This is a genomic window from Bacillus sp. ISL-7, from assembly GCF_018613065.1.
Map to the genome: position 1 here is coordinate 117648 of NZ_JAGGQW010000040.1, position 26864 is coordinate 144511.

Consider the following 26864-nt stretch of genomic DNA (forward strand, 5'->3'; position numbering starts at 1 on the left):
CAAGTTTGAAGGGCCCTAAAAAAATTTAGGCAATGGATTTCTTTCGCAGTAATTCTTTCCACTGTTTTAAAAGCTTCTTCCTTAGCTTCTTTAACATAGTGGATCATCTCCTTACCTCTTATTTTATACAATCCTTGTCCAATGTAAAGTAAGCGATGGCAGATTATTGAAGTTTTTTTAAAATAAGAGTATTTTTACTATATTATATGATGAAATTGCTGATTCAATCATGGTTAAACATGGAATTACATTGACAAATTATAAATTGACTTTTTTTAATATAAAGTTTAGTGTTTTAAAGAATAAAGAACTGTGGGGAGTACATTTTCACAGTTTAGAGGATTCGATAAAAAGGAGTACATATTAAATGAAGAAAATTGTATTTTTTGACATAGACGGCACCTTGCTCGACCATGATAAAAACCTACCCGAAAGCACGATAAAAGCCATTAATTTACTTAAGAAGAATGATGTATTTGTCGCAATTGCCACTGGCAGAGCTCCGTTTATGTTTGAAGGCCTGCGGAATGTACTTGGAATTGACTCCTATGTGAGCTTTAACGGTCAATTTGTGGTTTTTGAGAATGAAGTTATATATGAGAACCCTTTGAATGAAAATGAGCTTAATAAATTATTTAACCATACGAAGTCAAACAATCATCCATTAGTGTTTATGAATGAAAAAACAATGAAGGCAAGTGTTAAGCATCATCCATTTGTTGAAAAAAGCATGGGAAGCCTAAATTTCCCACATCCTGAAGAGGATGATTCTTTTTATGTCAATCGAAAAATGTATCAAAGCCTCCTTTTTTGTGAAAATAAAGATGAAAGTTTATATTTCTCTGACTATCCCCAATTTGATTTTATCAGATGGCATCCATATTCTGTCGATGTTTTACCAAAGGGTGGTTCAAAAGCAGAAGGAATAAAAAAAATGATCGAACGTTTGGGGTTTGAGTTGAAGGATGTATATGCATTCGGAGATGGTTTAAATGATTTAGAAATGTTGAAGGCAGTTGGAACAGGCGTTGCCATGGGAAATGGTGTCCCTGAAGCCAGAGAACTTGCAGATCTTATTACAAGCGATGTTTCCGAAGATGGTATCTGGAATGGGCTAAAAGAATTACAGTTAATTTAAATTGAGAACCGACCCTAGGCAGGGGCCGGTTCTTTATACATCTGGAGCCCAAAATCAAGGCGCCTCCAGTTTGATTACCTTTCGATGGCTATGGCTCCTTCGATTGGTTTTAACGGGTCTTCATGATTGATATAATCATAAAACATAACACCATTTAAATGATCGATTTCGTGTTGAAAGCAGATAGAAGGAAGTCCCTTTAAACGTAGTTTCACTTCTTCACCGTTAAGGTTTGTTCCCTTTACAGTAATCCTAGCATATCTTTGAACGTATCCTGGAATGGCTCTATCTACTGAAAGGCAGCCTTCACCAGCTTGTAAATACGACTTTTCAACAGAATGGCTGATAATTTTGGGATTAAATAATGCGTAACTATAAAGAGTGCCTGTGTCATCTGTAAGATGCACAGCTATCATCCGTTTTAGAACATTTATTTGCGGAGCAGCCAATCCAATTCCTGGGCGTAAACCAAATTGTACCGACTTTTCAGGATTTTGACTATTAATTACATATTCTAATAAGTTAAATAATATTTGTTTATCCTCTTCTGATGGCGGCATGGATACTTCTGCAGCCACTTTTCTAAGGGAAGGATGACCATCTCGAATGATATCTTCCATCGTAATCATGATTCCACTCACTCCTGTGCTTAAACTAAAATTATTAATAATAAATAGTCTATCAGACAATTGATAAAAAGTTAATATTTGATTCAGGTAACTGATTTGCAACCTTTTTTATGGGATATTGTATTGTCAAACAAACCTGGTGTCGATATAGTAGGAATTGGAATAGGCAGGAGGTATATAATGTGTCATTAAAAGAAAAGTATGGTTTTATTTTATGTTTATCCGTTTTGATTGTTATTTTTGCTGGGTGTACGAAAGAAAAGTCTCCAGTCGAAAAAATGTATGATGTGTTAGAAAAAGTCGTTTCAGCCGAAAAAGAATTTGAGGAACAACAGAATCCCCTTGTTACACTTGAAAAAAAAGAAAAAGAAATTTATGACCAGATTATCAAACTTGGCATGAAAGAATATGCTCAAATCGTAAAACTTTCAGATGAAGCAATATTATTAGCTGATGAAAGAAAAGCGCTGATGGACAAAGAAACCAACAGCATTAAAGAATCCCAGAAAGAATTCATAAAGGCTAGGGATATTAAGGATAAATTAGAAGATCGCGATTTAACGAAATTAGCTAATGAACTATATGAGATAATGATGGAAAGATATAAAGCGCATGAAGCGTTATACCTAGAGTATAATGAAGCACTGAAAAATGATAAAGAATTGTACGAAATGTTTAAAAATAAAAATCTTCCACTTGAAGACCTTGAAGCACAGGTAAATAAGTTAAATGAAACGTATAAAAGAGTCTATAATGCCAATGAAAAATTTAATATGTTAACAGAACAATACAATGATAAAAAGTTGTCATTTTATAAACAAGCAGGGCTTAAATCAAGCAAATAAATATTATCTCATCAAAATAATCGGCTGAATAGGCCGATTTTTTGTATATTATAACAAATAAATCAAATGAGGTATTATATATAACAGATGTCAAAAAAAAGTAATACAGACGAAAAAATGTTTATAATATTAGCAATATGAACGTGGTGAAAAATATTAAAATATAGTATTTGACGTGTAAAAACTAATGATGTAAACTTAAAAAGTATTAATAAATTGTATCAATGATGTTACATAAAATAGTGGTACAGAATAAGATGATGGTAAGGTGAAAGATATTTTGTTTTAACTTTTCGTTTATGTGAAAAACTATTTGAAAGTATTTTTCATGTACTATGCTTACCAAAATCGAGTGTAATATCAAGAGTTTATCCAAATGATAAAGAAAAAAGGATGACATTGTCCATCTGTCTTTTATTCTTAAGTTTTTGGGTATTCTAACTTAGTGGATAATAATTAAAAAAATTAAGTTTTGAATTGAAAGGAAGAGGTGACCTAAATGGTTTCTAAAACTCAGAACGCCAAGCTTGATGCGAAGAAAACACTAGAAGTTGTAGAGGAACAATTTCAAACACTTCAAATTCTTAATGAAGTTGGTGAAGTCGTAAACGAAGCTGCGATGCCAGACCTTACAGATGAACAGCTTCAGGAATTAATGCGCCGTATGGTTTATACACGAATTCTTGACCAGCGCTCTATCTCTTTAAATCGCCAAGGAAGATTAGGATTCTACGCTCCAACTGCAGGACAAGAGGCATCTCAATTAGCTTCACAGTTTGCATTAGAAAAAGAAGATTTTATCCTACCGGGATATCGTGATGTTCCACAAATTATCTGGCATGGATTACCTTTATACCAAGCCTTTTTATGGTCCAGAGGTCATTTTGAAGGTGGACAAATTCCTGAGGGCGTTAATATAGCTATCCCGCAAATCATTATCGGTGCACAGTATGTTCAGACAGCTGGTGTAGCACTAGGAATGAAAAAGCGTGGAGTAAAAGCAGTTGCAATTACGTATACAGGTGACGGTGGTACATCTCAAGGGGATTTCTATGAAGGAATGAATTTTGCAGGCGCATATAAAGCTCCAGCTATCTTTATTGCTCAAAATAACCGTTTCGCAATCTCAACTCCTGTTGACAAGCAAACGGCTGCCAAAACTTTGGCTCAAAAAGCAGTTGCAGCAGGTATTCCTGGTATTCAAGTTGACGGTATGGATCCTTTAGCGGTATATGTTGCAACTCGTGATGCACGTGAGCGTGCAATTAATGGTGAAGGCCCAACATTCATTGAAACATTAACTTACAGATATGGTCCTCATACCATGGCTGGTGATGATCCAACTCGTTATCGTACAGCAGACCTTGACAATGAATGGGAAAAGAAAGATCCATTAGTACGTTTCCGTAAATTTCTTGAAAATAAAGGGTTATGGACGGAAGAAAAAGAAAATGAAGTAATCGAACAAGCGAAAGAAGACATTAAAGAAGCAATTAAAAAAGCTGATGCAGCGCCTAAACAAAAGGTAACTGATTTAATGTCATTTATGTATGAAGAAATGCCGCAAAACTTAAAAGAGCAATATGAAATATATAAAGAAAAGGAGTCGAAGTAAGCCATGGCTCAAATGACAATGATTCAAGCAATTACAGATGCATTGCGTGTGGAATTAAGCAATGATCCGAATGTATTAGTATTCGGTGAAGACGTGGGTGTAAACGGTGGTGTTTTCCGTGCAACCGAAGGGTTGCAAAATGAATTTGGCGAAGATCGTGTTTTTGACACGCCACTTGCTGAATCAGGAATCGGCGGATTAGCGGTCGGTCTTAGTTTACAAGGCTTTCGCCCTGTTCCAGAAATTCAATTCTTCGGTTTCGTTTATGAAGTAATGGATTCAATTTCTGGTCAGGCAGCTCGTCTTCGTTATCGTACCGGAGGCAAATTTAATGCTCCAGTAACATTTCGTTCGCCATTTGGAGGCGGCGTACATACACCTGATATGCACGCAGACAGTTTAGAAGGACTTATGGCGCAACAGCCTGGCTTAAAGGTTGTTATTCCATCAACTCCATATGATGCTAAAGGACTTCTCATTTCATCAATCCGTGATAATGACCCAGTTATTTTCCTTGAGCATATGAAGTTATACCGTTCGTTCCGTCAAGAAGTTCCAGAAGGTGAATATACAATTCCACTAGGAAAAGCCGAAGTAAAACGTGAAGGAACTGATATTACTATCGTTACTTATGGAGCAATGGTTCACGAGTCATTAAAAGCCGCAGAGGAACTAGAGAAAGAAGGTCATTCTGCAGAAGTTATTGACTTAAGAACAGTAAGTCCAATCGATATTGAAACGATTATTGCTTCAGTTGAAAAAACAGGTCGTGCGATCGTTGTTCAAGAAGCTCAAAAACAAGCAGGAATTGCTGCAAACGTTGTTGCTGAAATTAACGACCGCGCAATCCTAAGCTTAGAAGCACCTGTATTGCGTGTGGCTGCACCTGATACCATTTTTGCATTCCCGCAAGCGGAAGCTGCATGGCTGCCGAATTATAAGGATGTAATTGAAACAGCTAAAAAAGTTTTAACATTTTAATTAAATACGTAATTGGCCGTTCTAATTACTATAATTTCGATGCTCAAAAATACATGTAATTTAGGAGGATGAATCCTAGTGTCATTTCAATTTAAAATGCCTGACATCGGTGAAGGTATTCATGAAGGCGAAATTGTTAAATGGTTTGTAAAGCCAGGCGACAAAGTTCAAGAAGATGATGTACTTTGCGAGATTCAAAATGATAAAGCAGTGGTAGAAATTCCGTCCCCAGTTGAAGGGTCAGTTCTTGAAGTACTAGTAGGAGAAGGAACTGTCGCTACAGTTGGACAGGTTTTAGTCACTTTTGATGCCCCAGGGTATGAAAACCTACAATTTAAAGGCGATGAACATGCTGATGAACCGAAACAAGAAGAAAAAGCAGCAGTATCAACTCCTGCACCTGAGGTTAAACAAGATGCAGCACCACAACCAGCAGCAGTAGCAGTGGCACCACAAGCAGATGTTGATCCAAATCGTCGGATTATTGCTATGCCATCTGTTCGTAAATATGCCCGTGAAAAAGGCATTAGTATCAATTTAATAGCTGGAACAGGAAATAATGGACGGATACTGAAGGGTGATATTGATCTCTTTGTAAGCGGTGGAGCAGCACCTTCGCCACAAGCTGCGACAAATGTAGCTGTAGAGGTTGAAACAGCTAAAGTGGAGGCACCGCAAACAACAGCCGTAGCTATTCCACGAGGTGAATATCCAGAAACTCGCGAGAAAATGAGTGGGATCAGGAAGGCAATTGCCAAAGCAATGGTTAACTCCAAACACACTGCTCCTCACGTTACATTAATGGATGAAATCGATGTAACTAAACTTGTTACACACCGGAAGAAATTCAAAGAAGTGGCAGCTGCTAAAGGCATTAAGCTTACCTTCTTACCATACATCGTTAAAGCATTAACAAGTGCATTACGTGAATTCCCAGCTTTAAATACTTCACTTGATGATGCTACTAGTGAAATCATTCATAAACATTATTATAATATTGGAATTGCAGCAGACACTGAAAAAGGATTGTTAGTTCCAGTAGTAAAAGATGCAGACCGTAAGTCAGTATTCTCAATTTCAAATGAAATTAATGAATTAGCTGTAAAAGCCCGTGACGGCAAACTTGCACCTAACGAAATGAATGGCGCATCTTGTACAATTTCAAACATCGGTTCAGCTGGCGGGCAATGGTTTACACCAGTTATTAACCATCCTGAAGTAGCAATTTTGGGCGTTGGCCGGATTGCAGAAAAACCAATCGTTAGAAACGGTGAAATTGTTGCTGCACCGGTTTTAGCACTTTCATTAAGTTTTGACCACCGCATGATTGACGGTGCAACAGCACAAAATGCATTAAATCATATTAAACGTTTATTGAACGATCCAGAACTATTGTTAATGGAGGCGTAATAAAATGGTCGTAGGAGATTTCCCAATTGAAACAGATACTATAGTCATCGGAGCAGGCCCAGGGGGATATGTTGCAGCTATTCGTGCAGCGCAGTTGGGACAAAAAGTGACAATTGTTGAAAAAGAATATGTTGGCGGCGTTTGCTTAAATGTAGGATGTATCCCTTCTAAAGCATTAATTTCAGCAGGTCACCGCTATGAAACAGCGATGCATTCTGAAACCTTCGGGATTACTGCTGAAAATGTAAAAGTGGATTTCACAAAAGTTCAAGAGTTTAAATCAGGAATTGTAAATAAATTAACTGGCGGCGTTGAAGGATTATTAAAAGGAAACAAAGTAAACATTGCCCGTGGTGAAGCATATTTTGTCGATGGCAATACGCTGCGTGTAATGGATGAAAATTCAGCGCAAACTTATACCTTTAAAAATGCCATTATTGCTACCGGATCCCGTCCTATTGAGTTACCCGCCTTTAAATATTCAAAACGTGTTTTGAATTCTACTGGGGCACTTAACTTAAATGAAATCCCTGAAAAAATCGTCGTTATCGGCGGAGGCGTAATCGGGATTGAGCTTGGCGGTGCATACGCAAACTTTGGCAGTCAGGTTACCATTTTAGAAGGTGCAGAAGAAATATTAGGTCTTGGTGTTTTTGATAAGCAAATGGCTGCTCTCGTAAAACGAAGCATGAAGAAAAAAGGTGCAGAGTTCTTTACAAAGGCGTTTGCCAAGGGCGTTGAAGAAACTGAAAATGGTGTGGTAGTAACGTTCGAAACAAAAGGCGAAGAAAAGAAAATCGAAGCAGATTATGTTTTTGTAATGGTAGGACGACGTCCTAACACTGATGAAATGGGCTTAGAACAAGTTGGTGTTAAATTAACTGAACGCGGTCTAATTGAAATTGACAAGCAATGCCGCACAAATCTTAGCAATATTTATGCTATAGGTGATGTTGTTGCTGGCCCTCAATTGGCACATAAAGCTTCATATGAAGCTAAAATTGCCGCAGAGGCAATTGCTGGTCACACCTCTGAAATTGATTACTTAGGTATTCCTGCTGTGGTCTTCTCTGATCCTGAATTAGCTTCAGTTGGATATACAGAAGCCCAAGCAAAAGAAGAAGGAATTGTTGTAAATGCGGCTAAATTCCCATTTGCAGCTAATGGTCGTGCATTATCACTCGACAGTGGTGATGGATTCATGAAATTAATTACTCGTAAAGAGGATGGACTTGTCATCGGAGCGCAGATTGCCGGCACAAATGCATCAGATATGATTGCAGAATTGGGACTTGCGATTGAAGCTGGAATGTCTGCTGAAGATCTTGCCATGACTATTCATGCTCATCCTACACTTGGAGAAATCACAATGGAAGCGGCGGAAGTTGCCTTAGGAAGCCCAATCCATATTATGAAATAATTCATAAATATATAGTCCTTTTCGTTAACTAACGGAAAGGACTTTTACTATTTTTACCGAATTGTATTTATACAAAGATAAAAGCAAAAAAATCCTTGTCAACTTAAAAATAAAATATATCTCTCGCTTTTAGAACATATACTTAAGAACGAGCATTCTAAAAAGAAGTGAATGTATTAAGAGTGGTGATAAATATGAGGGTCTATATTGTTGTGATACTGCAATTTATCATTTGGAGCGGATATACATTTATTGAATGGTTATCAAAGCATGACCAGCTAATTTATAAAGTCATTATGTTTTTTGTGTTCTTTTATTTAGCATTTTTAATAGGAAACCAGGTCACAAAATCAGTGCGCAAAACGCTTTTTATCACTACTTTAAGCCTTGTTATATATACTTCGATTCACTATACAATGGAATTGTTTATTCACTAAAAAAAGCCCCAAAAGGAGCTTTTTTTATTTACGGGGATAATAATACATGATTCTCTCATTAAAAAGGTGGAGTTCCCCTTGCAGCTTTTTCGCAAGGTATTTACAAAATTCATTCGCTTTACCCTTATCTCCATAGGTAGATTGTTCGGGTAATGTAACTTGTATGTATGTTTGTTCTAGATCTTGTCCTTCTTCATTTCGAATAGTTTCCTGGTCTACACCTAATAAAATGGCATAGTAGCGGTCATCGTTAGAGTGTAAATAGAACCATTTTCCGTCCGCTTCTGATGTTTCTTTAATTACATAGGGAAAAGCTGATTCTCCATATTGCCAACCTATTTGATTACCAGTTTTTGTAGTGTTATTTTTATACTCATGAAATAATTCTTTAACTTCTTCAATTGTTACTGTTTGTTTAGCAGATGAAGGCACTAGCTTAATATATGCATTAACAGCCATCATCATTCCCCCCTAGTCCATTATATATGCCTCTCTATTCTAGCATTTAATAAAATCTTATGACAACTATAGCTTTAAATAAAAGTAGAAGTTTTCTTGTTTCTTTAGGAAAAATGAATTATAATAATATTCTAAACATTCTTATAAAAAGGGAGGAGCCTTATGGAATTATTTGATAAGCTCTATGATGAACATGAAAATGCGAAGGTAAGGTTTATTGGATTTGCAACCGAACATACCCGTTATGATTTCGGCATAATTTTCACCAACATGTTTTTCGGCAAACCTCTAGTTGTCTGCATGCAGACTGGCCGTTCCACTCTCCTCGACCCAAAAGACATCGAAGATATTGATTACCTTCAAACCGTATTCCGTATCCCTGATCAACAGCAAGCAGCAGATTTAGCTGAGTTTTTCAGCGAAACACTACCAATCATCCCGTTTGAGACTCAGTACGAATAATTTATCAAGTAAAGGCCCAATAGGGTCTTTTTTTAATTATTTTTTTAAATGTGACATACAATTTAGGCTTGATATTTCTAATGTGATATATTATTATTGCATTAATGATATATAAATACTTCGTTTTGTGATTATTCAATAATGAAAAGGGGGTTGAACAAATGGGTACTTTAGTATGTCAAACTTGTAACTCTACTATTGATCATTTTGAAGATGAAAAAGTAACGGTGCTTTATTCTAAATGCAAATGTTGCGAGGATCATCATACAGAGGAAGATTTATAATAACTAAACATAAATTAAAACAGGATTCCGATATCGGAATCCTGTATTTTTGTTGTTTTATTTTATTGCCTTGTATTCTTTAATGACAAGAATTGACTTAATTTCATCATCTTCTGGACCTTGTACAGGTAAACCTGCCTCAAGGTTTTTTCGAATGTAATGGAGGTTTTCCTTAGTAATAATCTCACCAGGAATAAAAATTGGGATACCGGGTGGGTATACCATAATAAATTCTGCAATAATTCTTCCTTCAGATTCTTCAAAAGGAATAACTTCTGTTTCAGAATAAAACGCATCTCTTGGTGTTAAGGCAAGGACAGGAATTTCAGGAAGAAGAACTTCAACAGGTTCAATTCTTTCGGTGCGATGTTTACACTCATCTGCCAAATCTTTTAAGGCATTAATTAACAAGTCGGCTTCCACTTCTGTGTCTCCAAGCGTGATGATACAAAGAATGTTATAAAGATCAGAAAGTTCCACTTCAATATTGTGTTTTTCTCTTAACCATTTTTCAACATCGTATCCAGTTAATCCTAGTTCTTTAACTGAAATGATAAGCTTGGTTGGATCATAATCAAAGGTAGCTTCTGACCCTAGAATTTCCTCACCGATACAATGCAGATTTTCAATCTCATTAATTCTTTTCCGCATGGATTGCGCTAAATTGATGGTTTTATCGATCAAATCCCTTCCTTTCGTAGCCAATTGCTTCCGAGCGACATCAAGTGATGCAAGTAATAAATACGAAGTGGAGGTAGTAGTAAGCATGCTTAGAATTGACTGAACATGTTTTGCGGAAACGAGTCCTTCTTTCACATTTAAAATCGAGCTTTGAGTCATCGATCCACCTAGTTTGTGGACGCTAGTAGCCGCCATATCTGCACCGGCTTGCATAGCTGAAAGTGGAAGGTCATCATGGAAATGAATATGAACACCATGGGCTTCGTCAACAAGAACAGGAATATGATAGGAATGAGAAATTTCAACAATCTTTTTTAAATCTCCGGAGATGCCAAAATATGTTGGGTTGATTACTAAAACAGCTTTGGCGTCAGGATGTTGCTCTAGAGCCCTTCCTACTGCATCAGGTGTTATTCCGTGAGAAATTCCTAATTCCTTATCAATCTCAGGCTGGATAAATACAGGGATGGCACCAGAAAAGACAATAGCAGACATAATTGACTTATGAACATTTCTTGGAACAATAATTTTATCATCTGGACCACATACAGCCATAATCATGGCAATGATTGCTCCGCTTGTCCCTTGTACTGAAAAAAATGTTCGATCAGCTCCGAAGGCTTCGGCTGCTAAATCCTGAGCCTGCTTAATGATTCCTTTTGGCTGATGAAGGTCATCTAGTGGACCAATATTAATTAGGTCAATAGACAGGGCGTTATCACCGATAAAGTTTCGAAACTCAGGGTCAATCCCAGCTCCTTTTTTATGACCAGGAATATGAAATTGAATTGGGTTCTTTTTCGCATGTGCTAATAAACCGCTAAATAGCGGTGTTTGATTTTGAGACAATTTATAACCACACCTCTTTGTAAAAATACTCTAATTATGTCATCCAAAAACATAAAAACAAAGGAATTATAGCACTAATACCGTTCATTGCAAAGAAATAAATGTTTTTACTGAGTCGGTTTACGATAGTTTCCCATTTAAAAAGGAAAATTACCCTAAAGAGACGAAATAACAAATAGAAGTTTTTAGGAGGGGTTAAAATGGAATGGAAAACACGTGTTACTGAATTATTAAATATACGATTTCCTATTGTTCAAGGGGGTCTAGCTTATTTAGCCTATTCTGAATTGGCCGCAGCGGTATCAAATGCCGGAGGTCTTGGTCAAATCACAGCTATGTCTTTAGGTGAACCTGAACAGCTAAGAGCTGAAATACGAAAGGTGAAGCAGATGACGAAAAATCCTTTTGGGGTTAATTTTGCGATTGGACAGCATGGGAGGCCATTTGCTGATCTTCTCCAAGTGGCTATTGATGAAAAGGTCCCGGTTGTTTCAATGACAGGAGGGAATCCTGCCCCCATATTTGAACAATTAAAAGGTACGCAGATTAAGACACTTGTCCTTGTAGCGGCAAGAAGACAGGCTGTCAAAGCAGAAGAACTCGGTGCAGATGCAGTTATGGTCGTCGGTCAAGAAGGGGGAGGCCACCTAGGACGAGATGATGTCGGCACGCTTGTTTTAGTTCCTCAAGTCGTAGATGCCGTTTCTATACCTGTTATTGCATCAGGGGGAATAGGTGATGGCAGAGGGCTCATGGCAGCCCTTAGCTTAGGTGCTGAAGGGATTGAAATGGGTACGAGATTTATTGCGACTAAGGAATGTGTTCATGCAAACGAGATATATAAGAAGACTTTAGTGGAAGGAAATGAATCTGGAACGGTTGTCATCAAGAGAACTCTAGGAACTCCCGCCAGGGCACTTGCTAACAGCTGGACAGAAAAAATTCTTGAGTTAGAAAAAAACAATGGAGGTTATGATCAGTTAAAAGATTTCATTAGTGGAATGGCTAACCAACGCTACATTTATGATGGTGTCCCTGATGAAGGCTTTGCATGGGCAGGACAAGTGATGGGATTAATTAAAGATGTCCCTTCGGTTCATGAGTTATTCAATCGAATGATGAAAGATGCTGAACAAATTCGTGCAAAGTGGGGAAATTAAATGTATGATTCATTTTAGTTAAAATAGTTAGTAGGTGAAAGAATGGAATACCAATATCCCATTGATTATCATTGGAGCACAGATGAAATTGTTGATGTAATTGCATTTTTTGAAACCATTGAGAAGGCGTATGAAAACGGAATTGAACGTGATGCTGTAATGAAGGCGTATCGTCGATTTAAAGAAATTGTCCCAAGCAAGGCGGAAGAAAAAACTATTTGTGGTGAATTTGAAGAAATGAGTGGTTATTCGTCCTATCGGACCATAAAAAAAGCAAAAGAGTCTTCATCTGGGGATATAATTAAAATGAAATAAAAAGAAGCTCCCGAACTATTTGGTCTGGGAGCTTCTTCTTATTATTTTTTATTAAGAGAGATTTTATAAAGTGTGGCTACTTTATTAAAAACGTCCTCAATTTGTTGTATTAGCCCATCTGAACCTAATTGGATGACTTGTTCCCTGTTGATTGTATAGCCGCATAACAATTCTGCTTTCTTTACGTTTTGCAGCCGATCAAACAGCGAATGAAGATCATCCTTTGTTAGTTGACGGTGTTCAATTGCTTCTGGTTTTGTATGATCAAGAGACCAAACAAAATCTTTTGGTGTATCTTTGAAAATTTTAGTGATTTTTTTTGAAAACCTTTCAGCAATCTTATCTTTTTGGGGTGCTTCATAAATTACGGCAAACCATATAAATAAATGGGTATTCCACAAGCCAATTTGAAAATGCGGAAGCATTTTATAACCTCGAGGGCTGTTTGAAAATGCGACCCAAGTATCCTTTGGTGGATTAATAGTGCGCCTTGCATGTTTGGCGACATGAACAAACATTTCATCATCTGTTAATACAGATATTGTAGGGGCAAAGTATTCTCCCAAATCTTCTAATTTTGGACGAATTGTCTCTTTTAGTGCTGCCATTCTAGCCTCTAAACCATCTATTAAAAAAACATCAAAGTCCTCATTTGTAAATCCCTTAAAGCTCATAAACTAAACCTCCAACAAAACAATTGTACTTAATTGTAGCATACCACTTACCAGACGAGTAGTGAGATGCTTTCTAGGTTAAAGCACATATTTGTTGCAACATATCTCCCTGACTCATATTATACAGTAAAAAAAATAATCTGAAAAAATAGTTAAATTTAGGAAGGGGAGGAGAAACGTGAAACAACTTATGAATACCTCACTTAAAAAAGCAGGCGAAAAGGAAAGAACTGCAGTTTTGCGATTGGAAATGGATTATGAATTAGCTACATTATTCGAAGCGATTGAGGAAAAGAACGAGAAAAAAATGAAGGATTGCAAACAAAAATTAGAAAAAATCCGCCAAGAATTATTACGATTAAAAGCCCTTTGATAAATAAGACGGTTTTTTTTTATCCAAGGAGAAATAAATAAGAATGAATCGAAATAGAATATATCCTGAACTTATCTAAAACGAACTCCAGCAAAAAAGAGGGGGGTTCGTTTATTATTGCCCTTTACTATAATTGAAACTTATAATACGCCAAAAAGTTGCTGTGTTACATCAATTTGATTAAGCTAAAGGTACATCATCTAATTTGTCCGGCATCATACTACATACATGAAAACTAATGAAGAAATAGGATATTTGGAGGAGAATTATGAACTGGGATCAAATTTATGCTCATGCAAAGGAATGGGTAAATGAGGCAGGGGTTAAAATCAGGTTATCTTTTAATGAAACATTAAATATTGAAACAAAAACGAATGCTAATGATCTTGTAACAAATATCGATAAAGAAATTGAGCAATTTTTTATTAGTAAAATTAGAGAAGTGTATCCAGATCATAAAATAATGGGCGAAGAGGGATTTGGTGATTCACTTGATAATCTTGAGGGAATTGTTTGGATGATTGATCCAATCGATGGGACGATGAATTTCGTCCATCAAAAAAGAAATTTTGCTATTTCCCTTGGCGTGTATGAAAATGGTGTTGGAAAGATCGGACTCATATATGATGTCGTACATGACGAATTGTATCATGCTAAAAGAGGAAATGGGGCCTATTTAAATGAAAAGCCTCTAGATGTACTAAAGGAAACAACCGTTAAGGAATCCATCATCGCACTCAATGCCACATGGGTGATGGAAAATCATCGGATCGATCACAATTTAATGATTCCTCTTGTTAAAGCAGCGAGAGGAACAAGGTCTTATGGTTCTGCTGCGCTCGAAATGGTTTTTGTTGCAACAGGAAGAGTGGATGCCTATATTTCCATGCGTTTATCACCATGGGATATTGCTGCTGGGGCAGTAATAATCGAAGAACTAGGTGGTATAGTGACAAATTTATGGGGAGATAAGCTGAATTTCCTTTCGCAGGATTCATTATTAACAGCTAAACCTGGCCTCCACCAAACAATCTTAAAGGATTACTTAAAAGAGAGAAAATGGTAAAAAAGAAGCCAATCGAGGCTTCTTTTTATAACTCACCGTTCTCGCGCATTTTTCTTTTTGTTTTAAAGCCCATTCCCATTATTACAATAATTGCAACGAAACAACCGATTGCTCCTATTAAGCTTTTTTCGCTTATTGCGATTCCAATCCCCATTATACTTGCGGCTGCAAGGATGGCATACACAAGTAAAGGCCACTTCACGTTTTTCATCATTTTATACCCCTTTTTCATTGAAATACAGCTAGTTAAAGGCCCACTGTTTTAAGTATATTTTTATTCTACAATAAAATGGTTAGGGGTTTCCACTTTATTTGTGGTATAATGTTTTAGTTATAAATGAGAAACTATAAATAGTTTTATTTTTAAAATATAGGTAGGAGTGGAATTGTTTGAAATTAAGAGATGATATACGTAATATTGCAATTATTGCCCACGTTGACCACGGTAAAACAACTTTGGTTGACCAATTGTTAAAACAGTCAGGTACATTTCGTACTAATGAACATGTTGAAGAACGTGCAATGGATTCAAATGATTTAGAAAGAGAACGCGGAATTACCATTTTGGCGAAAAACACAGCTATTCAATACAAAGATAAACGAATTAATATATTGGATACTCCGGGACACGCTGATTTTGGCGGAGAAGTTGAACGGATTATGAAAATGGTTGATGGTGTATTGTTAGTAGTTGATGCCTATGAAGGCTGTATGCCACAAACTCGTTTTGTTCTTAAAAAGGCATTAGAGCAGAAGTTAACTCCTATTGTTGTTGTCAATAAAATTGACCGTGACTTTGCACGACCTGCAGAGGTAATTGATGAAGTGATCGATTTGTTTATCGAACTTGAAGCAACTGAGGATCAACTTGAATTCCCAGTTATCTACGCTTCAGCGATTAATGGTACAGCAAGTACAAACCCTGAAAAGCAAGATGAAAATATGCAATCCTTATATGATGCGATTGTTGAATATATCCCAGCCCCTGTTGATAATCATGAAGAGCCGTTGCAATTCCAAGTTGCCCTTCTTGATTATAATGATTATGTTGGCAGAATTGGAATCGGTCGTGTTTTCCGCGGTACGATGAACGTGGGTCAACAAGTAGCACTGATGAAGTTAGACGGTTCAGTTAAGCAATTCCGGGTCACCAAGATTTTCGGTTTCTTTGGATTAAAACGCCAAGAAATAGAAGAAGCCAAAGCCGGCGACTTAATTGCTGTTTCAGGAATGGAAGATATAAATGTGGGTGAGACAGTTTGTCCTGTTGAACATCAGGAAGCCCTGCCAATTTTAAGAATCGATGAGCCAACATTACAAATGACTTTCGTCGTAAACAACAGCCCATTTGCCGGTAGAGAAGGCAAATATTTAACTTCAAGGAAGATTGAAGAAAGACTTCGTTCTCAATTGCAAACTGACGTAAGTTTACGTGTTGATAACACGGATTCACCTGATGCTTGGATCGTTTCTGGCCGTGGTGAGCTCCATTTATCAATTCTTATTGAAAACATGCGCCGTGAAGGTTATGAACTTCAAGTTTCAAAGCCAGAAGTTATTGTCAAAGTTATTGACGGTGTACGCTGTGAGCCAGTTGAAAGAGTTCAAATAGATGTCCCAGAAGAACATACTGGTTCAGTAATGGAATCCATTGGTGCCCGTAAAGGAGAAATGATTGACATGATTAACAATGGTTCAGGTCAAGTACGCTTAATCTTTAATGTACCTGCACGTGGATTAATTGGTTACACAACCGAGTTCTTAACAATGACTCGCGGTTATGGAATTATTAATCATACCTTTGACAGCTATCAGCCAATGTTACCAGGTCAAGTCGGCGGAAGACACCAAGGTGTTCTAGTGTCAATGGAATCAGGAAAAGCTTCGACTTATGGTATCATGCAAGTTGAAGACCGCGGAACCATTTTCGTTGAGCCAGGTACGGAAATTTACGAGGGTATGATCGTTGGCGAAAACACTCGTGAAAATGATATCACCGTAAATATTACAAAAATGAAACAAGCGACAAATGTTCGTTCAGCTAACAAAGATCAAACATCTGTAATTAAAAAACCGCGTATTATGACATTAGAAGAGTCATTAGAATATTTAAATGAAGACGAATATTGTGAGGTTACTCCAGAATCGATTCGTCTTCGTAAAAAAATTCTTGATAAAAACGAACGTGAAAGAGCAGCTAAAAAGAAAAAATATGCTGAACAGAGTTAAGTAAAAGGAGTGCAAGAAGATGGAAGGATTCTCTCCTAGTCTTAGATTTTTCATTGAACTAACAGATGTAAAAACTGCTGTGTGGTTACAGTATTTATATATTGTAATTTTAGCGGCAATTGTATATAAGTTAGGCTTTGCAAAAAAACTGCCTCTTTTGAAAAATATCGTGATCTATATTTGCCTTTTAATTGGATGCTTTGTAATGCTTATTTTTTCTTATGCCTTACCAATTGCAGAAGGACTTGCAGGTGCGGCGGTGTTATTGATCATCTATAAAATACGCTTACATCAAACGAAAAAGGATCAGGCTGAAGCGAAATAACGGGGGTTTAATTAAATGAAATCCGTACAGGATACACTATATAATTGGCTTACTATTAAGGTTGTATGCGACGCAAGGCCTGATGACACTGCAGCACGAGATACACTAAACCTTTTTGAAGAAATGATAGCTGAACTTCACCTCTCAAACATTGAGGTAACAAAAGATAATGTCATGTATTATGTTTCCTATCAGCAAGGAGAAGAAACTAAAAAAACTCGTTATCCTCAGGAATTAATTGAGGTTATGCTAAACCAAATCAATCAAGAGCCAGAAAAGTACGAGAATTACCCAATCGAAGAAGAAGAATAAAAAAACCATCATGTTCATTCCACTTTGGAATGAGCATGATGGTTTTTTCTTGTCCAGCTCCAGCGCCTAGGGACGCTACGGCTTTTCGTTTTACCAATCATCTTCTTCAGACTTCGCACGATATAATCGGAAATTGCCTGTTTCAAATCTGGCATTTGTTTTTTCAGTTATTCTTGTCTTACATTGTTTACACATATATGTATGGATGGGACGATTACGTAGACGCTTGGCCTCAAACGATTCATCTTCAATCGCTTCAATTTTATCGCAAATTACGCATTTAACTCTCATTAAGACACCTCTTTAACTATTTCTAATAACCGACTGTTTCCTCTAGTATATCATGGCAGAAAGTTTGAATGTAATCAATTGGTTTAATTTGATGAAAGCATGGGATAGTAGTAATATGAGAATATCTGTTTTTTAACAGGGTGAAGGAATAAGTAAAGGGGATGTTTTAATGGCAAACCAAGTGGAACCAAAGCTAATCAAGCCTTTATATGATGAACTGCAAAAGGAACGGTTCGTGACAGTGGCAACAGTAGATCATGAATCAGGGGGCCCAAATATTAGTTCTATTTCTTGGGTATTAGCAAAAGATGAAAGTACCATTTATTTTGCGGTGGATAATCGTTCCAGAATTCTTGAGAATTTAATTAATAACAATCAAGTCGTTATTAATATAATTGCTAATGAATCTACATACGCAATTCATGGGACAGCCCAAATAATAGAAGAGAGACTTAAAGACGTACCATTAAAGCTGGCTTTGATACAAGTAGCCATAACAGCAGTAAGGGATGTTATGTTTTATGGATCTAAAATAGTCTCTGAAGTTCAATATGATAAAACATATGATAAAAACGCTGCCCAAAAGTTAGACAATCAAGTTATGGAGGCAATGAGAAAAGCTTAGGAATCCCTAAGCTTTTCTCATTTTTATTTATAGTGATTAGATTGGTCTTCTTGTTCCTTTTCTAGTTTCTTTTTATCCTTTTCAGGAAGCTTTTTATCAGGTTTTTCGGTGGCATTTTTAGGGCTTGGAGTAATTAAGTCTCCTGGTATCTCAGGCATTAATCGACCGGCTACATCTGCTAGCTCTTCCATAATACCCTGTATTGGTCTGCCCTTATTAATATCTGTTTGTATTTCTTTTAAACGCTGTGTTGTATCAGCGTCAGCAACAACAACTGCTTTTGCTCCGTACGGATCCTTTTTTAAGCTTTCGGCTACAGAATATTTTATGGATCCAACTTGGGAACGATCAATTTTCGCATTTACATCAATTCCGACAATCGCGTATCTTCCTAATACCACTGCAGTTGCATCGTTAACATTTGGGATACTTGTCGCCAGCCTAACTAAACGTTTGGAGATTTCCTGTCCCGTTTTTCGGTCAACACTTTCAATGTAGCTGTTTTTTACCTTAACATATGATGCGTTCTCATTGTTTGTTAGTTCCTTTTTTGTACTGCAGCCGGCTAGGATCAGACATAACGCAGTAATAATCAGGGTTTTCTTCATTTATTATCCACCTCCGCATTACTTATAAATAATTGAAATTAAGCCTCTTCCTCCGAATTATTGAATGGTCTCACTAACATTTATTGTGCGGAACTCCTTCTATCTTTATTCCAATAAACATATATTTTACCAAAGTCCAATCTAGCAAAAGGGTTGTTCCGCAATTTAACAAACCTAACAACAAGGAAAGCAGGAGGCGTTGCTTTGAGTAAAATATACGTGTTAGATACAAATGTTTTGTTACAAGACCCGTATTCCCTCTTCTCCTTTGAAGATAATGAAGTTGTTATTCCTGCAGTGGTTCTTGAAGAAGTGGACTCAAAGAAAAGATATATGGATGAAGTTGGGAGAAACGCAAGACATGTTTCGAGATTAATTGATGGCCTAAGGGCCTCAGGAAAACTCCACGAGAAAATACCGCTTGAAAACGGTGGAACCATCAGAATTGAATTGAATCATCGTACCTTTCATGAGCTTCAGGATATATTTGTTGAAAAAACAAATGATAATCGTATTCTAGCTGTGGCAAAAAATTTATTTTTAGAAGAACAAACAAAGGAAAATGGAAAGTCAGTCATTCTCGTTAGTAAGGATGCCCTAGTTAGGGTAAAAGCAGATGCCATAGGTTTAGATGCTGAAGATTTTTTAAATGACCGTGTTGTAGAAATCGATCATATTTACACAGGTTTTTTTGAAGTATTCCTGCCAATAGAATTACTAGGTCGTTTTTATGAAAAAGGGGAGTTAAATCTTTCTGAGATCGCTAATCACCCATTTTATCCAAACCAATTTCTAGTAATGAAAGATGCTCTTGGTAGTTCTGCTTCAGCGATAGGAATGGTAGATAAAACGAGTAAGAAGGTAAAAAAATTAGCATTAAACCAAGAGCATGTTTGGGGGATCCATTCAAGAAATGTACAACAAACCATGGCAATTGAATTATTACTTCGTAAGGATATTCATCTTGTTACATTAACGGGGAAGGCAGGCACAGGGAAAACGCTTCTTGCATTAGCCTCAGGATTAATGCAAACGGAAGATTTCAGGGAATATAAAAAACTATTAGTGGCTAGACCAATTGTACCTGTGGGAAAAGACTTAGGGTTTTTACCGGGAGAAAAACAAGAGAAATTAAGACCATGGATGCAGCCAATTTTTGATAATTTAGAATATCTTTTCAATACTAAAAAGCCTGGTGAACTTGATGCGATTTTAGCAGGTATGGGTTCGATTGAGGTAGAGGCATTAACGTATATTCGAGGCAGAAGTTTGCCAAAGCAGTTTATCATTATTGATGAAGCACAAAACTTAACGAAGCATGAAGTAAAGACTATTCTTACCCGTGTCGGAGAAGGCAGTAAAATTGTTTTAATGGGTGACCCAGAACAGATAGATCATCCATATCTTGATGCCTATAACAACGGTTTAACGTATGTTGTAGAAAAGTTCAAGGATCAAGTCATTTCCGGACATGTTAAATTAATGAAAGGGGAAAGGTCAGGTTTGGCACTTTTGGCAGCAGATTTGCTGTAAATAATCATAAAAGTAAAACGGGCGCCCAAGGCACCCGTCTTATTTTATGATAAAACTCTTTATATTTTTAATTGGACTTTGTTGATTTGAACCATCACCTAAATAGACATGAATGGGGCCATCTAACGTAAGTGGTTTACCTTTATCGGAGAAACCCAATATAAAATCATAGGCTGTTTCAAGAGGGTACTCATATTCCCCCTCTGTGCTCTGAATTACAAAAGTGTGAGCATCACGAGCAGGCTCCGAATTTAATAAAAAAGGCTTCAATGGAATACCAAAGGTACCAGTTAACACCTTTTCCTTCTCGAATTTCTTTTCAGATTTCAATGTAGGAGGATAAATGGCACCCTCCATAATTTCACGGTCCCAATGCTTAGAAACAGCTTTAGTATATTCATCTAATGAATTGGTACTCTCTAATTTTGTTGAAAAAAAGGTCGTTAAATCAACTCGTCGGTCGTCGAAAATCCACACACCTGGATCAAGCGTGATCGAATATTTCACTTTTCCAGATATGATAATGATATTTTCCATTTTTCATTCCCCCTTAACCCTTGCATAATTAGTATAACTTTTTTTGGGCAAAATGTCATAATAGTAAAAGCAGGTTCCTTAAGAGGATAAAATCTATCTGAATAGCTGCCGTTTTAAACAAACTCCTTTGTGCAATCCACTTCATAGTTCTTGCAATTTTCCTTTGTAAACGGTAAAATTTATAGATAAGTTGAATTATCGCTCTGAAATGGGGGGATCAATGTTGGCGTCTGAAATGATCGTGAATCACCAGGAAAAAGCATATGCCTTACTACAGGCTGACGCTGAAAAAATATTAAAGCTAATCAAAGTGCAAATGGACAATCTCACGATGCCTCAATGCCCTCTTTATGAAGAGGTATTGGATACACAAATGTTTGGTTTATCAAGAGAAATAGATTTTGCTGTTCGGTTAGGCTTAATAGATAGTAAAGACGGTAAGGCAATTCTAGATACATTAGAAAGAGAATTATCAGCGCTTCACGATTCATCGTTAAGGAAATAGTAGCAAAGAACTCAAACAATCCGTGTTAATTGTTTGGGTTTTTTATTATTTCAAGAAAACAAAAACGGGCTCAATCAATTTCCTTATTTCAGAATATTCTTTATTAAATTGTTGTAACAAATTAACTTTTCCTCAAGTAAAAATGTTTATTTTCTATTATAATAGAGGGATATAAATCAATATTGAAAATGAGGACTTTTTAAATGCTGAAAAAAATATTGAAATCATATGATTTTTCATTAATTATTGCCACCATCCTTTTGTGTTTATTTGGACTTGTTATGATCTATAGCTCAAGCATGGCTTCCGCAGTTCAAAGGTATGGTTATCCACCAGATTATTTTTACCAAAAACAAAAAGTATGGCTGATGATTTTTACTGTGATCTTCCTTATCGCAGCAATTATTCCATATAAGATCATGATGTTCAAAAAAGTTCTGGTATTGATTGTGCTATCATCTATTTTATCTCTATTAGGATTATTTGTATTTGGGGTAGAAAAAAATAATGCGCAAAGCTGGTACTCAATTGGCACTTTCTTATTTCAACCATCGGAGTTTGTCAAGCTTGCTGCCATTATTTATTTAGCAGCCGTTTATGCGAAAAAGCAAGCCTATATCAATCAATTTAACAAAGGTGTTCTCCCGCCTTTAGTATATCTTTTTTTCATATGTGCACTTATCATTTTTCAACCTGACTTCGGTACAGCAGCTATTATCATAGCCATAGCTTGTATGATGGTTTTATGCTCTGGTATGAATTTTAAAAGTATCGGTAAATTACTTATTATGGCGCTTATCGTCCTTCTGCCGCTTATTTTAGTTTCCTGGGGGAAGTTTTTTTCTGAAGAACAACTAAGTCGTTTTGCTGTATTAGATAATCCATTTAATGATAAATATGTAAATAATGAAGGTTTTCACTTGGCAAACTCCTATATCGCCATCGGTTCTGGTGGAGTAAATGGGTTGGGTCTTGGGAAAAGTATTCAAAAGCTTGGTTATCTGCCGGAATCACATACGGATTTCATTATGGCTGTAATTGCGGAAGAATTAGGGATTTGGGGTGTAGGATTCGTTATTATTCTCCTTTTTTATATTGTATTAAGGGGAATTTATATTGGCTTACAATGTAAGGACCCTTTTGGAAGTCTGCTTGCTATTGGTATTTCGAGCATGATTGGGATTCAGTCCTTTATCAATCTAGCTGGAGTTTCTGGACTAATTCCACTGACTGGTGTACCGCTGCCATTTATTAGTTACGGAGGATCATCACTCTTGATGCTTGCGGGAGCGACAGGAATACTTGTAAATGTTTCTATGTTCACTAAATATGAAAAAAAATATAAAAATAAACAGGATCAAGTGACTAATAGGAATCAATCAAAAGATGGCAATGTTTTCTATATTTAATCAAAACGCGAAGGACAATATTTGCTTCTTCGCGTTTTTAAAAATACATAGAATATGAGGTGCTTTAAATGACAAGACAGATAAATAAAGTGTTGGTTGCCAATAGGGGAGAAATAGCGATAAGGGTTTTTCGCGCGTGTACTGAACTGAATATTCGAACAGTTGCAATTTATTCGAAAGAGGATTCTGGGGCCTATCATCGTTATAAGGCGGATGAGGCTTATTTGGTTGGGGAAGGAAAAAAACCAATTGATGCCTATTTAGACATTGATGGCATCATTGCTATAGCCAAAAAAAGCGGAGCAAATGCCATACATCCAGGTTATGGGTTTATGTCAGAAAATATTCATTTTGCCAAGCGATGTGAAGAAGAAGGGATTATTTTTATCGGTCCGTCCATTACACAACTTGATATGTTTGGAGATAAGGTAAAAGCAAGGCATCAAGCAGAGCTAGCTGGAATACCAGTGATTCCTGGTAGTCCTGGTCCCGTAACAGAGGTAAGTGATGTTGAAGATTTTGTGGAAGTACACAAGTTACCCATAATCATAAAGGCCTCTCTTGGCGGAGGCGGGCGCGGGATGAGAATTGTTAAACGCATAGAGGAAATCCGTGAATCATTTGAACGAGCAAAGTCGGAAGCGAAAGCCGCTTTTGGGAATGATGAAGTTTATCTTGAAAAATTAATTGAAAGTCCTAAACATATCGAAGTGCAAATCATTGGTGATCGGCATGGGAATATTGTTCATCTTTTTGACCGCGATTGTTCTGTTCAAAGACGCCATCAAAAGGTAGTGGAGGTTGCTCCAAGTGTGTCTATTTCTGTTGAGTTGCGAGAAAGGATTTGTGCGGCGGCCGTAAAATTGATGAAAAATGTTGATTACCTAAATGCAGGTACAGTAGAGTTTCTGGTTTCAGGAAATGACTTTTATTTTATAGAAGTAAATCCACGTGTACAAGTGGAACATACTGTAACAGAAATGATAACAGGAGTCGACATTGTGCAGACGCAAATTTTGGTATCAGAGGGGCACGAATTACATGGTCCTATTATCGGTATACCACAGCAAGAAAAAATTCAAATGAATGGATTTGCTATACAGTCAAGGGTAACAACTGAAGACCCGCTTAATAATTTTATGCCTGATACCGGTAAAATTATGGCCTATCGCTCAGGGGGCGGCTTTGGGGTGCGTCTTGATGCTGGAAATGGCTTTCAAGGAGCTGTAATTACACCGTATTATGACTCTTTATTAGTAAAGCTTTCTACATGGGCGTTAACCTTTGAGCAAGCTGCATCAAAAATGGTTCGAAATTTACAGGAATTCAGGATTAGAGGGATCAAAACAAATATCCCATTCTTAGAGAATGTTGTGAAGCATGAGAAATTTAGGAATGGCGAATATGATACTTCATTCATTGATACAACACCGGAACTGTTCATTTTCCCATTCCGAAAGGACCGCGGAACTAAAATGCTGTCATACATCGGCACGGTCACTGTTAACGGGTTTCCAGGTATTGAAAAGAAGAAAAGACCAGTATTTCCGAAGCCAAGAATTCCTAATTTACCCTATGATTTACCGTATCAAGAGGGGACGAAGCAAATTCTTGACAAGTATGGTGCCAATGGACTTGTGGAATGGGTCAAGAATCAAAAGCAGGTCTTATTAACGGATACAACATTTAGAGATGCTCATCAGTCGCTATTAGCAACCCGTATGCGGACGACTGATATTCTTCATATAGCTGAGCCCTCTGCAAAACTTTTACCTGATTTATTCTCTTTTGAAATGTGGGGCGGAGCAACTTTTGATGTTGCCTACAGGTTCTTAAAAGAAGATCCTTGGGACAGATTGGTAACTCTACGCAGGAAAATTCCAAATGTACTGTTCCAAATGTTAATACGTGGGGCCAATGCAGTGGGATATAAAAATTATCCTGATAATTTGATTCGTGAATTTGTTGACCAATCTTCTTCAGCTGGAATTGATGTTTTTCGAATTTTCGACAGCTTAAACTGGGTAAAAGGTATGGAAGTTGCAATTGATGCAGTGCGTCAAAGCGGTAAAATTGCCGAGGCTTCGATATGTTATACAGGGGACATTTTAGATGAGACAAGGACGAAATATAATCTTCACTATTATAAAAGCTTGGCCAAAGAGCTGGAACAACAAGGTGCCCACATCCTAGGAATTAAGGACATGGCAGGCTTATTGAAGCCTGAAGCAGCGTACAGGCTGGTTTCTGAGTTAAAGGAAACCGTCGATATTCCTATCCATCTCCATACGCATGACACAAGTGGAAATGGTCTCTATACCTATGCTCGTGCAATTGATGGTGGAGTGGATATTGTTGATACAGCATTGGGTACAATGGCAGCCTTAACTTCTCAGCCTAGTGCTAATTCGTTATTTTATGCACTTGAAGGGAATCCTCGGAAACCAAAAGTAAATATCCAAGCACTAGAAAAATTGTCTTATTATTGGGAGGATGTCCGTAAATATTATCAGGATTTTGAAAGCGGAATGATTTCCCCCCACACTGAGGTATATCAACATGAAATGCCGGGTGGGCAATATAGCAATCTCCAACAACAGGCAAGAGCAGTAAGCCTTGGTGAGCGTTGGGATGAAGTTAAAGAAATGTATTCACGAGTTAATAATATGTTCGGTGATATTGTAAAAGTGACGCCTTCATCAAAGGTCGTAGGTGATATGGCTCTATTTATGGTTCAAAATGATTTAAGTGAGGAAGATGTGCTTTTAAAGGGACATATGTTAGATTTCCCTGATTCTGTCGTTGAATTATTTGAAGGATTTCTTGGCAAGCCCTATGGAGGTTTTCCAGCGGAACTTCAAAAAATTATATTAAAAGGTAAAAAACCACTAGAAGTTCGTCCAGGTGAATTGCTTGAACCGGTTGATTTTGAAAAATTGAAGGAAAAATTGTATAAAGAACTTGGTAGACAGGTTACGGCTTTTGAGATCATTTCGTATGCTTTATATCCAAAGGTTTTTATGGAGTACATTAAAACGGATGAACAGTATGGAAATATATCAGTACTAGACACACCTACGTTCCTTTATGGAATGCGATTGGGTGAAGAAATAGAAGTAGAAATAGAAACGGGAAAAACATTAATTGTTAAACTTGTCTCTATGGGTCATCCTCAAGCCGATGGCACGAGGGTCGTTTATTTTGAGTTAAATGGTCAACCGCGTGAAGTCTCCATTAAAGATGAGAATATAAAATCTACGGTGGTATCTAAGCTGAAGGCAGACCCGAAAAACGAAAATCACCTTGCTGCCTCGATGCCAGGAACTGTGGTCAAAGTTGTCGTTGAAAAAGGAGAAAAGGTTGAACGTGGCGATCATTTAATGATTACCGAAGCGATGAAAATGGAAACTACGGTTCAAGCACCTTTTTCAGGCGTTGTAAAGGATATCTATGTCAGCAGTGGTGAGGCAATATTAACCGGTGACCTTTTAATTGAATTAGCAAAAGCGTAATAAAAAAAGCTGCCAGGGAGTGTGAACTATAACCCGAATAATGGACACTTAAAAAAGAGTCCCTTATTCGGGTTTTTTGTGTCCAATGGGCTAAAACCCGTTTATAATCATTTGGGAGATATAAACGGAGGAAATGAAAATGAGCAAAATCATATTTAACGAGATACAAATGAAACTATT

28 protein-coding genes are annotated in these 26864 nt (G+C 37.0%); 20 read left to right on the forward strand and 8 right to left on the reverse strand.

The window, feature by feature from the left end:
• The first annotated feature begins 367 nt into the window (after nt 1-367).
• On the forward strand, nt 368-1138 hold the full coding sequence (locus J7E66_RS16160) for a Cof-type HAD-IIB family hydrolase (RefSeq protein ID WP_215001692.1): 771 nt from the start codon (nt 368-370) through the stop codon (nt 1136-1138).
• A 74-nt stretch (nt 1139-1212) separates the two neighbouring features.
• Here the strand turns inward: J7E66_RS16160 and def are convergent, their stop codons facing one another.
• Entirely contained in the window at nt 1213-1767 is a 555-nt protein-coding gene (gene def, locus J7E66_RS16165; RefSeq protein ID WP_215001694.1) for a peptide deformylase, read from the reverse strand.
• 182 nt (nt 1768-1949) lie between these two features.
• Here def and J7E66_RS16170 point away from each other — a divergent pair, with 182 nt between their 5' ends.
• From J7E66_RS16170 to lpdA, 5 genes are all read left to right on the forward strand, one after another.
• Entirely contained in the window at nt 1950-2612 is a 663-nt protein-coding gene (locus J7E66_RS16170; protein WP_308162517.1) for a YkyA family protein, read from the forward strand.
• A 499-nt stretch (nt 2613-3111) separates the two neighbouring features.
• Nucleotides 3112-4227 carry a pyruvate dehydrogenase (acetyl-transferring) E1 component subunit alpha gene (gene pdhA / locus J7E66_RS16175; protein ID WP_215001698.1) on the forward strand — a complete coding sequence of 372 codons (1116 nt, stop codon included), beginning with the start codon at nt 3112-3114 and terminating at the stop codon, nt 4225-4227.
• 3 nt (nt 4228-4230) lie between these two features.
• On the forward strand, nt 4231-5208 hold the full coding sequence (locus J7E66_RS16180; protein ID WP_215001700.1) for an alpha-ketoacid dehydrogenase subunit beta: 978 nt from the start codon (nt 4231-4233) through the stop codon (nt 5206-5208).
• Between the two features lie 78 nt (nt 5209-5286).
• Nucleotides 5287-6618: a dihydrolipoamide acetyltransferase family protein gene (locus tag J7E66_RS16185; RefSeq protein WP_215001702.1), complete on the forward strand. Its 1332-nt coding sequence runs from the start codon at nt 5287-5289 to the stop codon at nt 6616-6618.
• Nucleotides 6619-6622: 4 nt separating this feature from the next.
• A complete protein-coding gene (gene lpdA / locus J7E66_RS16190) occupies nt 6623-8038 on the forward strand; it encodes a dihydrolipoyl dehydrogenase (protein WP_215001704.1) in 1416 nt (471 codons plus the stop codon).
• Between the two features lie 461 nt (nt 8039-8499).
• Here lpdA and J7E66_RS16195 read toward each other — a convergent pair whose 3' ends face one another.
• Nucleotides 8500-8934, reverse strand: coding sequence for a DUF1885 family protein (locus tag J7E66_RS16195; RefSeq protein WP_215001706.1), 435 nt, complete (start codon nt 8932-8934; stop codon nt 8500-8502).
• A 162-nt stretch (nt 8935-9096) separates the two neighbouring features.
• Here J7E66_RS16195 and J7E66_RS16200 point away from each other — a divergent pair, with 162 nt between their 5' ends.
• Nucleotides 9097-9396, forward strand: coding sequence for a DUF3055 domain-containing protein (locus J7E66_RS16200; protein WP_215001708.1), 300 nt, complete (start codon nt 9097-9099; stop codon nt 9394-9396).
• 161 nt (nt 9397-9557) lie between these two features.
• The gene (locus tag J7E66_RS16205) at nt 9558-9680 is read left to right on the forward strand and encodes a GapA-binding peptide SR1P (protein ID WP_215001710.1); all 123 of its coding nucleotides are present in this window, start codon (nt 9558-9560) and stop codon (nt 9678-9680) included.
• Between the two features lie 57 nt (nt 9681-9737).
• Here J7E66_RS16205 and J7E66_RS16210 read toward each other — a convergent pair whose 3' ends face one another.
• Nucleotides 9738-11210 (reverse strand): aminotransferase class I/II-fold pyridoxal phosphate-dependent enzyme, encoded by a 1473-nt coding sequence (locus J7E66_RS16210; RefSeq protein ID WP_215001712.1) that lies wholly within the window; start codon nt 11208-11210, stop codon nt 9738-9740.
• Nucleotides 11211-11410: 200 nt separating this feature from the next.
• Here J7E66_RS16210 and J7E66_RS16215 point away from each other — a divergent pair, with 200 nt between their 5' ends.
• The gene (locus tag J7E66_RS16215; RefSeq protein ID WP_215001714.1) at nt 11411-12370 is read left to right on the forward strand and encodes an NAD(P)H-dependent flavin oxidoreductase; all 960 of its coding nucleotides are present in this window, start codon (nt 11411-11413) and stop codon (nt 12368-12370) included.
• A gap of 42 nt (nt 12371-12412) precedes the next feature.
• Nucleotides 12413-12685 carry a UPF0223 family protein gene (locus J7E66_RS16220; RefSeq protein ID WP_215001716.1) on the forward strand — a complete coding sequence of 91 codons (273 nt, stop codon included), beginning with the start codon at nt 12413-12415 and terminating at the stop codon, nt 12683-12685.
• A 41-nt stretch (nt 12686-12726) separates the two neighbouring features.
• Here the strand turns inward: J7E66_RS16220 and J7E66_RS16225 are convergent, their stop codons facing one another.
• Nucleotides 12727-13359, reverse strand: coding sequence for a YktB family protein (locus J7E66_RS16225; RefSeq protein ID WP_215001718.1), 633 nt, complete (start codon nt 13357-13359; stop codon nt 12727-12729).
• 178 nt (nt 13360-13537) lie between these two features.
• Between J7E66_RS16225 and J7E66_RS16230 the strand changes: the two genes are divergently transcribed.
• Together J7E66_RS16230 and J7E66_RS16235 are read left to right on the forward strand one after the other, a co-directional pair.
• A complete protein-coding gene (locus tag J7E66_RS16230) occupies nt 13538-13732 on the forward strand; it encodes a hypothetical protein (RefSeq protein WP_088086251.1) in 195 nt (64 codons plus the stop codon).
• Between the two features lie 265 nt (nt 13733-13997).
• Entirely contained in the window at nt 13998-14798 is an 801-nt protein-coding gene (locus tag J7E66_RS16235) for an inositol monophosphatase family protein (RefSeq protein ID WP_215001740.1), read from the forward strand.
• A 25-nt stretch (nt 14799-14823) separates the two neighbouring features.
• Here J7E66_RS16235 and J7E66_RS16240 read toward each other — a convergent pair whose 3' ends face one another.
• Entirely contained in the window at nt 14824-15009 is a 186-nt protein-coding gene (locus J7E66_RS16240) for a YlaF family protein (protein WP_168242665.1), read from the reverse strand.
• A 179-nt stretch (nt 15010-15188) separates the two neighbouring features.
• On the opposite strand from J7E66_RS16240, the gene typA reads away from it, so the two are divergent.
• From typA to J7E66_RS16255, 3 genes are read left to right on the forward strand one after another with little or no spacing between them, the layout of a single operon-like run.
• The gene (gene typA / locus J7E66_RS16245; protein WP_215001720.1) at nt 15189-17027 is read left to right on the forward strand and encodes a translational GTPase TypA; all 1839 of its coding nucleotides are present in this window, start codon (nt 15189-15191) and stop codon (nt 17025-17027) included.
• Nucleotides 17028-17046: 19 nt separating this feature from the next.
• Complete coding sequence (locus J7E66_RS16250) at nt 17047-17352, forward strand: YlaH-like family protein (protein ID WP_168242667.1); 306 nt, start codon at nt 17047-17049, stop codon at nt 17350-17352.
• Nucleotides 17353-17367: 15 nt separating this feature from the next.
• Entirely contained in the window at nt 17368-17664 is a 297-nt protein-coding gene (locus tag J7E66_RS16255; RefSeq protein ID WP_215001722.1) for a hypothetical protein, read from the forward strand.
• A 90-nt stretch (nt 17665-17754) separates the two neighbouring features.
• On the opposite strand, the gene J7E66_RS16260 is transcribed toward J7E66_RS16255, so the two are convergent.
• Nucleotides 17755-17955 carry a YlaI family protein gene (locus tag J7E66_RS16260; protein WP_214715915.1) on the reverse strand — a complete coding sequence of 67 codons (201 nt, stop codon included), beginning with the start codon at nt 17953-17955 and terminating at the stop codon, nt 17755-17757.
• A 169-nt stretch (nt 17956-18124) separates the two neighbouring features.
• Here J7E66_RS16260 and J7E66_RS16265 point away from each other — a divergent pair, with 169 nt between their 5' ends.
• A complete protein-coding gene (locus J7E66_RS16265) occupies nt 18125-18580 on the forward strand; it encodes a pyridoxamine 5'-phosphate oxidase family protein (protein WP_168242670.1) in 456 nt (151 codons plus the stop codon).
• A gap of 23 nt (nt 18581-18603) precedes the next feature.
• On the opposite strand, the gene J7E66_RS16270 is transcribed toward J7E66_RS16265, so the two are convergent.
• Complete coding sequence (locus J7E66_RS16270) at nt 18604-19188, reverse strand: YhcN/YlaJ family sporulation lipoprotein (RefSeq protein ID WP_215001723.1); 585 nt, start codon at nt 19186-19188, stop codon at nt 18604-18606.
• A 204-nt stretch (nt 19189-19392) separates the two neighbouring features.
• Between J7E66_RS16270 and J7E66_RS16275 the strand changes: the two genes are divergently transcribed.
• The gene (locus J7E66_RS16275) at nt 19393-20721 is read left to right on the forward strand and encodes a PhoH family protein (protein WP_215001725.1); all 1329 of its coding nucleotides are present in this window, start codon (nt 19393-19395) and stop codon (nt 20719-20721) included.
• A gap of 39 nt (nt 20722-20760) precedes the next feature.
• Here J7E66_RS16275 and J7E66_RS16280 read toward each other — a convergent pair whose 3' ends face one another.
• The gene (locus tag J7E66_RS16280; protein ID WP_215001727.1) at nt 20761-21258 is read right to left on the reverse strand and encodes a peptidyl-prolyl cis-trans isomerase; all 498 of its coding nucleotides are present in this window, start codon (nt 21256-21258) and stop codon (nt 20761-20763) included.
• 223 nt (nt 21259-21481) lie between these two features.
• Here J7E66_RS16280 and J7E66_RS16285 point away from each other — a divergent pair, with 223 nt between their 5' ends.
• From J7E66_RS16285 to pyc, 3 genes are all read left to right on the forward strand, one after another.
• Nucleotides 21482-21763 (forward strand): Fpa/YlaN family protein, encoded by a 282-nt coding sequence (locus tag J7E66_RS16285; RefSeq protein ID WP_088090352.1) that lies wholly within the window; start codon nt 21482-21484, stop codon nt 21761-21763.
• Between the two features lie 203 nt (nt 21764-21966).
• Nucleotides 21967-23172 carry an FtsW/RodA/SpoVE family cell cycle protein gene (locus J7E66_RS16290; RefSeq protein WP_215001729.1) on the forward strand — a complete coding sequence of 402 codons (1206 nt, stop codon included), beginning with the start codon at nt 21967-21969 and terminating at the stop codon, nt 23170-23172.
• A 68-nt stretch (nt 23173-23240) separates the two neighbouring features.
• Nucleotides 23241-26684 (forward strand): pyruvate carboxylase, encoded by a 3444-nt coding sequence (gene pyc, locus J7E66_RS16295; protein WP_215001731.1) that lies wholly within the window; start codon nt 23241-23243, stop codon nt 26682-26684.
• Nucleotides 26685-26864 lie beyond the last annotated feature (180 nt).

Excerpts from the sequence above, each read along its gene's own strand:
- J7E66_RS16220 (WP_215001716.1), top strand. The coding sequence starts at position 12,413 with ATGGAATACCAATATCCCATTGATTATCATTGGAGCACAGATGAAATT.
- J7E66_RS16270 (WP_215001723.1), bottom strand. The coding sequence starts at position 19,188 with ATGAAGAAAACCCTGATTATTACTGCGTTATGTCTGATCCTAGCCGGC.
- pdhA (WP_215001698.1), top strand. The coding sequence starts at position 3,112 with ATGGTTTCTAAAACTCAGAACGCCAAGCTTGATGCGAAGAAAACACTA.
- pyc (WP_215001731.1), top strand. The coding sequence starts at position 23,241 with ATGACAAGACAGATAAATAAAGTGTTGGTTGCCAATAGGGGAGAAATA.
- J7E66_RS16265 (WP_168242670.1), top strand. The coding sequence starts at position 18,125 with ATGGCAAACCAAGTGGAACCAAAGCTAATCAAGCCTTTATATGATGAA.
- J7E66_RS16215 (WP_215001714.1), top strand. The coding sequence starts at position 11,411 with ATGGAATGGAAAACACGTGTTACTGAATTATTAAATATACGATTTCCT.
- J7E66_RS16160 (WP_215001692.1), top strand. The coding sequence starts at position 368 with ATGAAGAAAATTGTATTTTTTGACATAGACGGCACCTTGCTCGACCAT.
- J7E66_RS16255 (WP_215001722.1), top strand. The coding sequence starts at position 17,368 with ATGAAATCCGTACAGGATACACTATATAATTGGCTTACTATTAAGGTT.
- J7E66_RS16260 (WP_214715915.1), bottom strand. The coding sequence starts at position 17,955 with ATGAGAGTTAAATGCGTAATTTGCGATAAAATTGAAGCGATTGAAGAT.
- J7E66_RS16205 (WP_215001710.1), top strand. The coding sequence starts at position 9,558 with ATGGGTACTTTAGTATGTCAAACTTGTAACTCTACTATTGATCATTTT.
- J7E66_RS16280 (WP_215001727.1), bottom strand. The coding sequence starts at position 21,258 with ATGGAAAATATCATTATCATATCTGGAAAAGTGAAATATTCGATCACG.
- J7E66_RS16180 (WP_215001700.1), top strand. The coding sequence starts at position 4,231 with ATGGCTCAAATGACAATGATTCAAGCAATTACAGATGCATTGCGTGTG.
- J7E66_RS16290 (WP_215001729.1), top strand. The coding sequence starts at position 21,967 with ATGCTGAAAAAAATATTGAAATCATATGATTTTTCATTAATTATTGCC.
- J7E66_RS16240 (WP_168242665.1), bottom strand. The coding sequence starts at position 15,009 with ATGAAAAACGTGAAGTGGCCTTTACTTGTGTATGCCATCCTTGCAGCC.
- J7E66_RS16195 (WP_215001706.1), bottom strand. The coding sequence starts at position 8,934 with ATGGCTGTTAATGCATATATTAAGCTAGTGCCTTCATCTGCTAAACAA.
- lpdA (WP_215001704.1), top strand. The coding sequence starts at position 6,623 with ATGGTCGTAGGAGATTTCCCAATTGAAACAGATACTATAGTCATCGGA.
- J7E66_RS16250 (WP_168242667.1), top strand. The coding sequence starts at position 17,047 with ATGGAAGGATTCTCTCCTAGTCTTAGATTTTTCATTGAACTAACAGAT.
- def (WP_215001694.1), bottom strand. The coding sequence starts at position 1,767 with ATGATTACGATGGAAGATATCATTCGAGATGGTCATCCTTCCCTTAGA.
- J7E66_RS16225 (WP_215001718.1), bottom strand. The coding sequence starts at position 13,359 with ATGAGCTTTAAGGGATTTACAAATGAGGACTTTGATGTTTTTTTAATA.
- J7E66_RS16200 (WP_215001708.1), top strand. The coding sequence starts at position 9,097 with ATGGAATTATTTGATAAGCTCTATGATGAACATGAAAATGCGAAGGTA.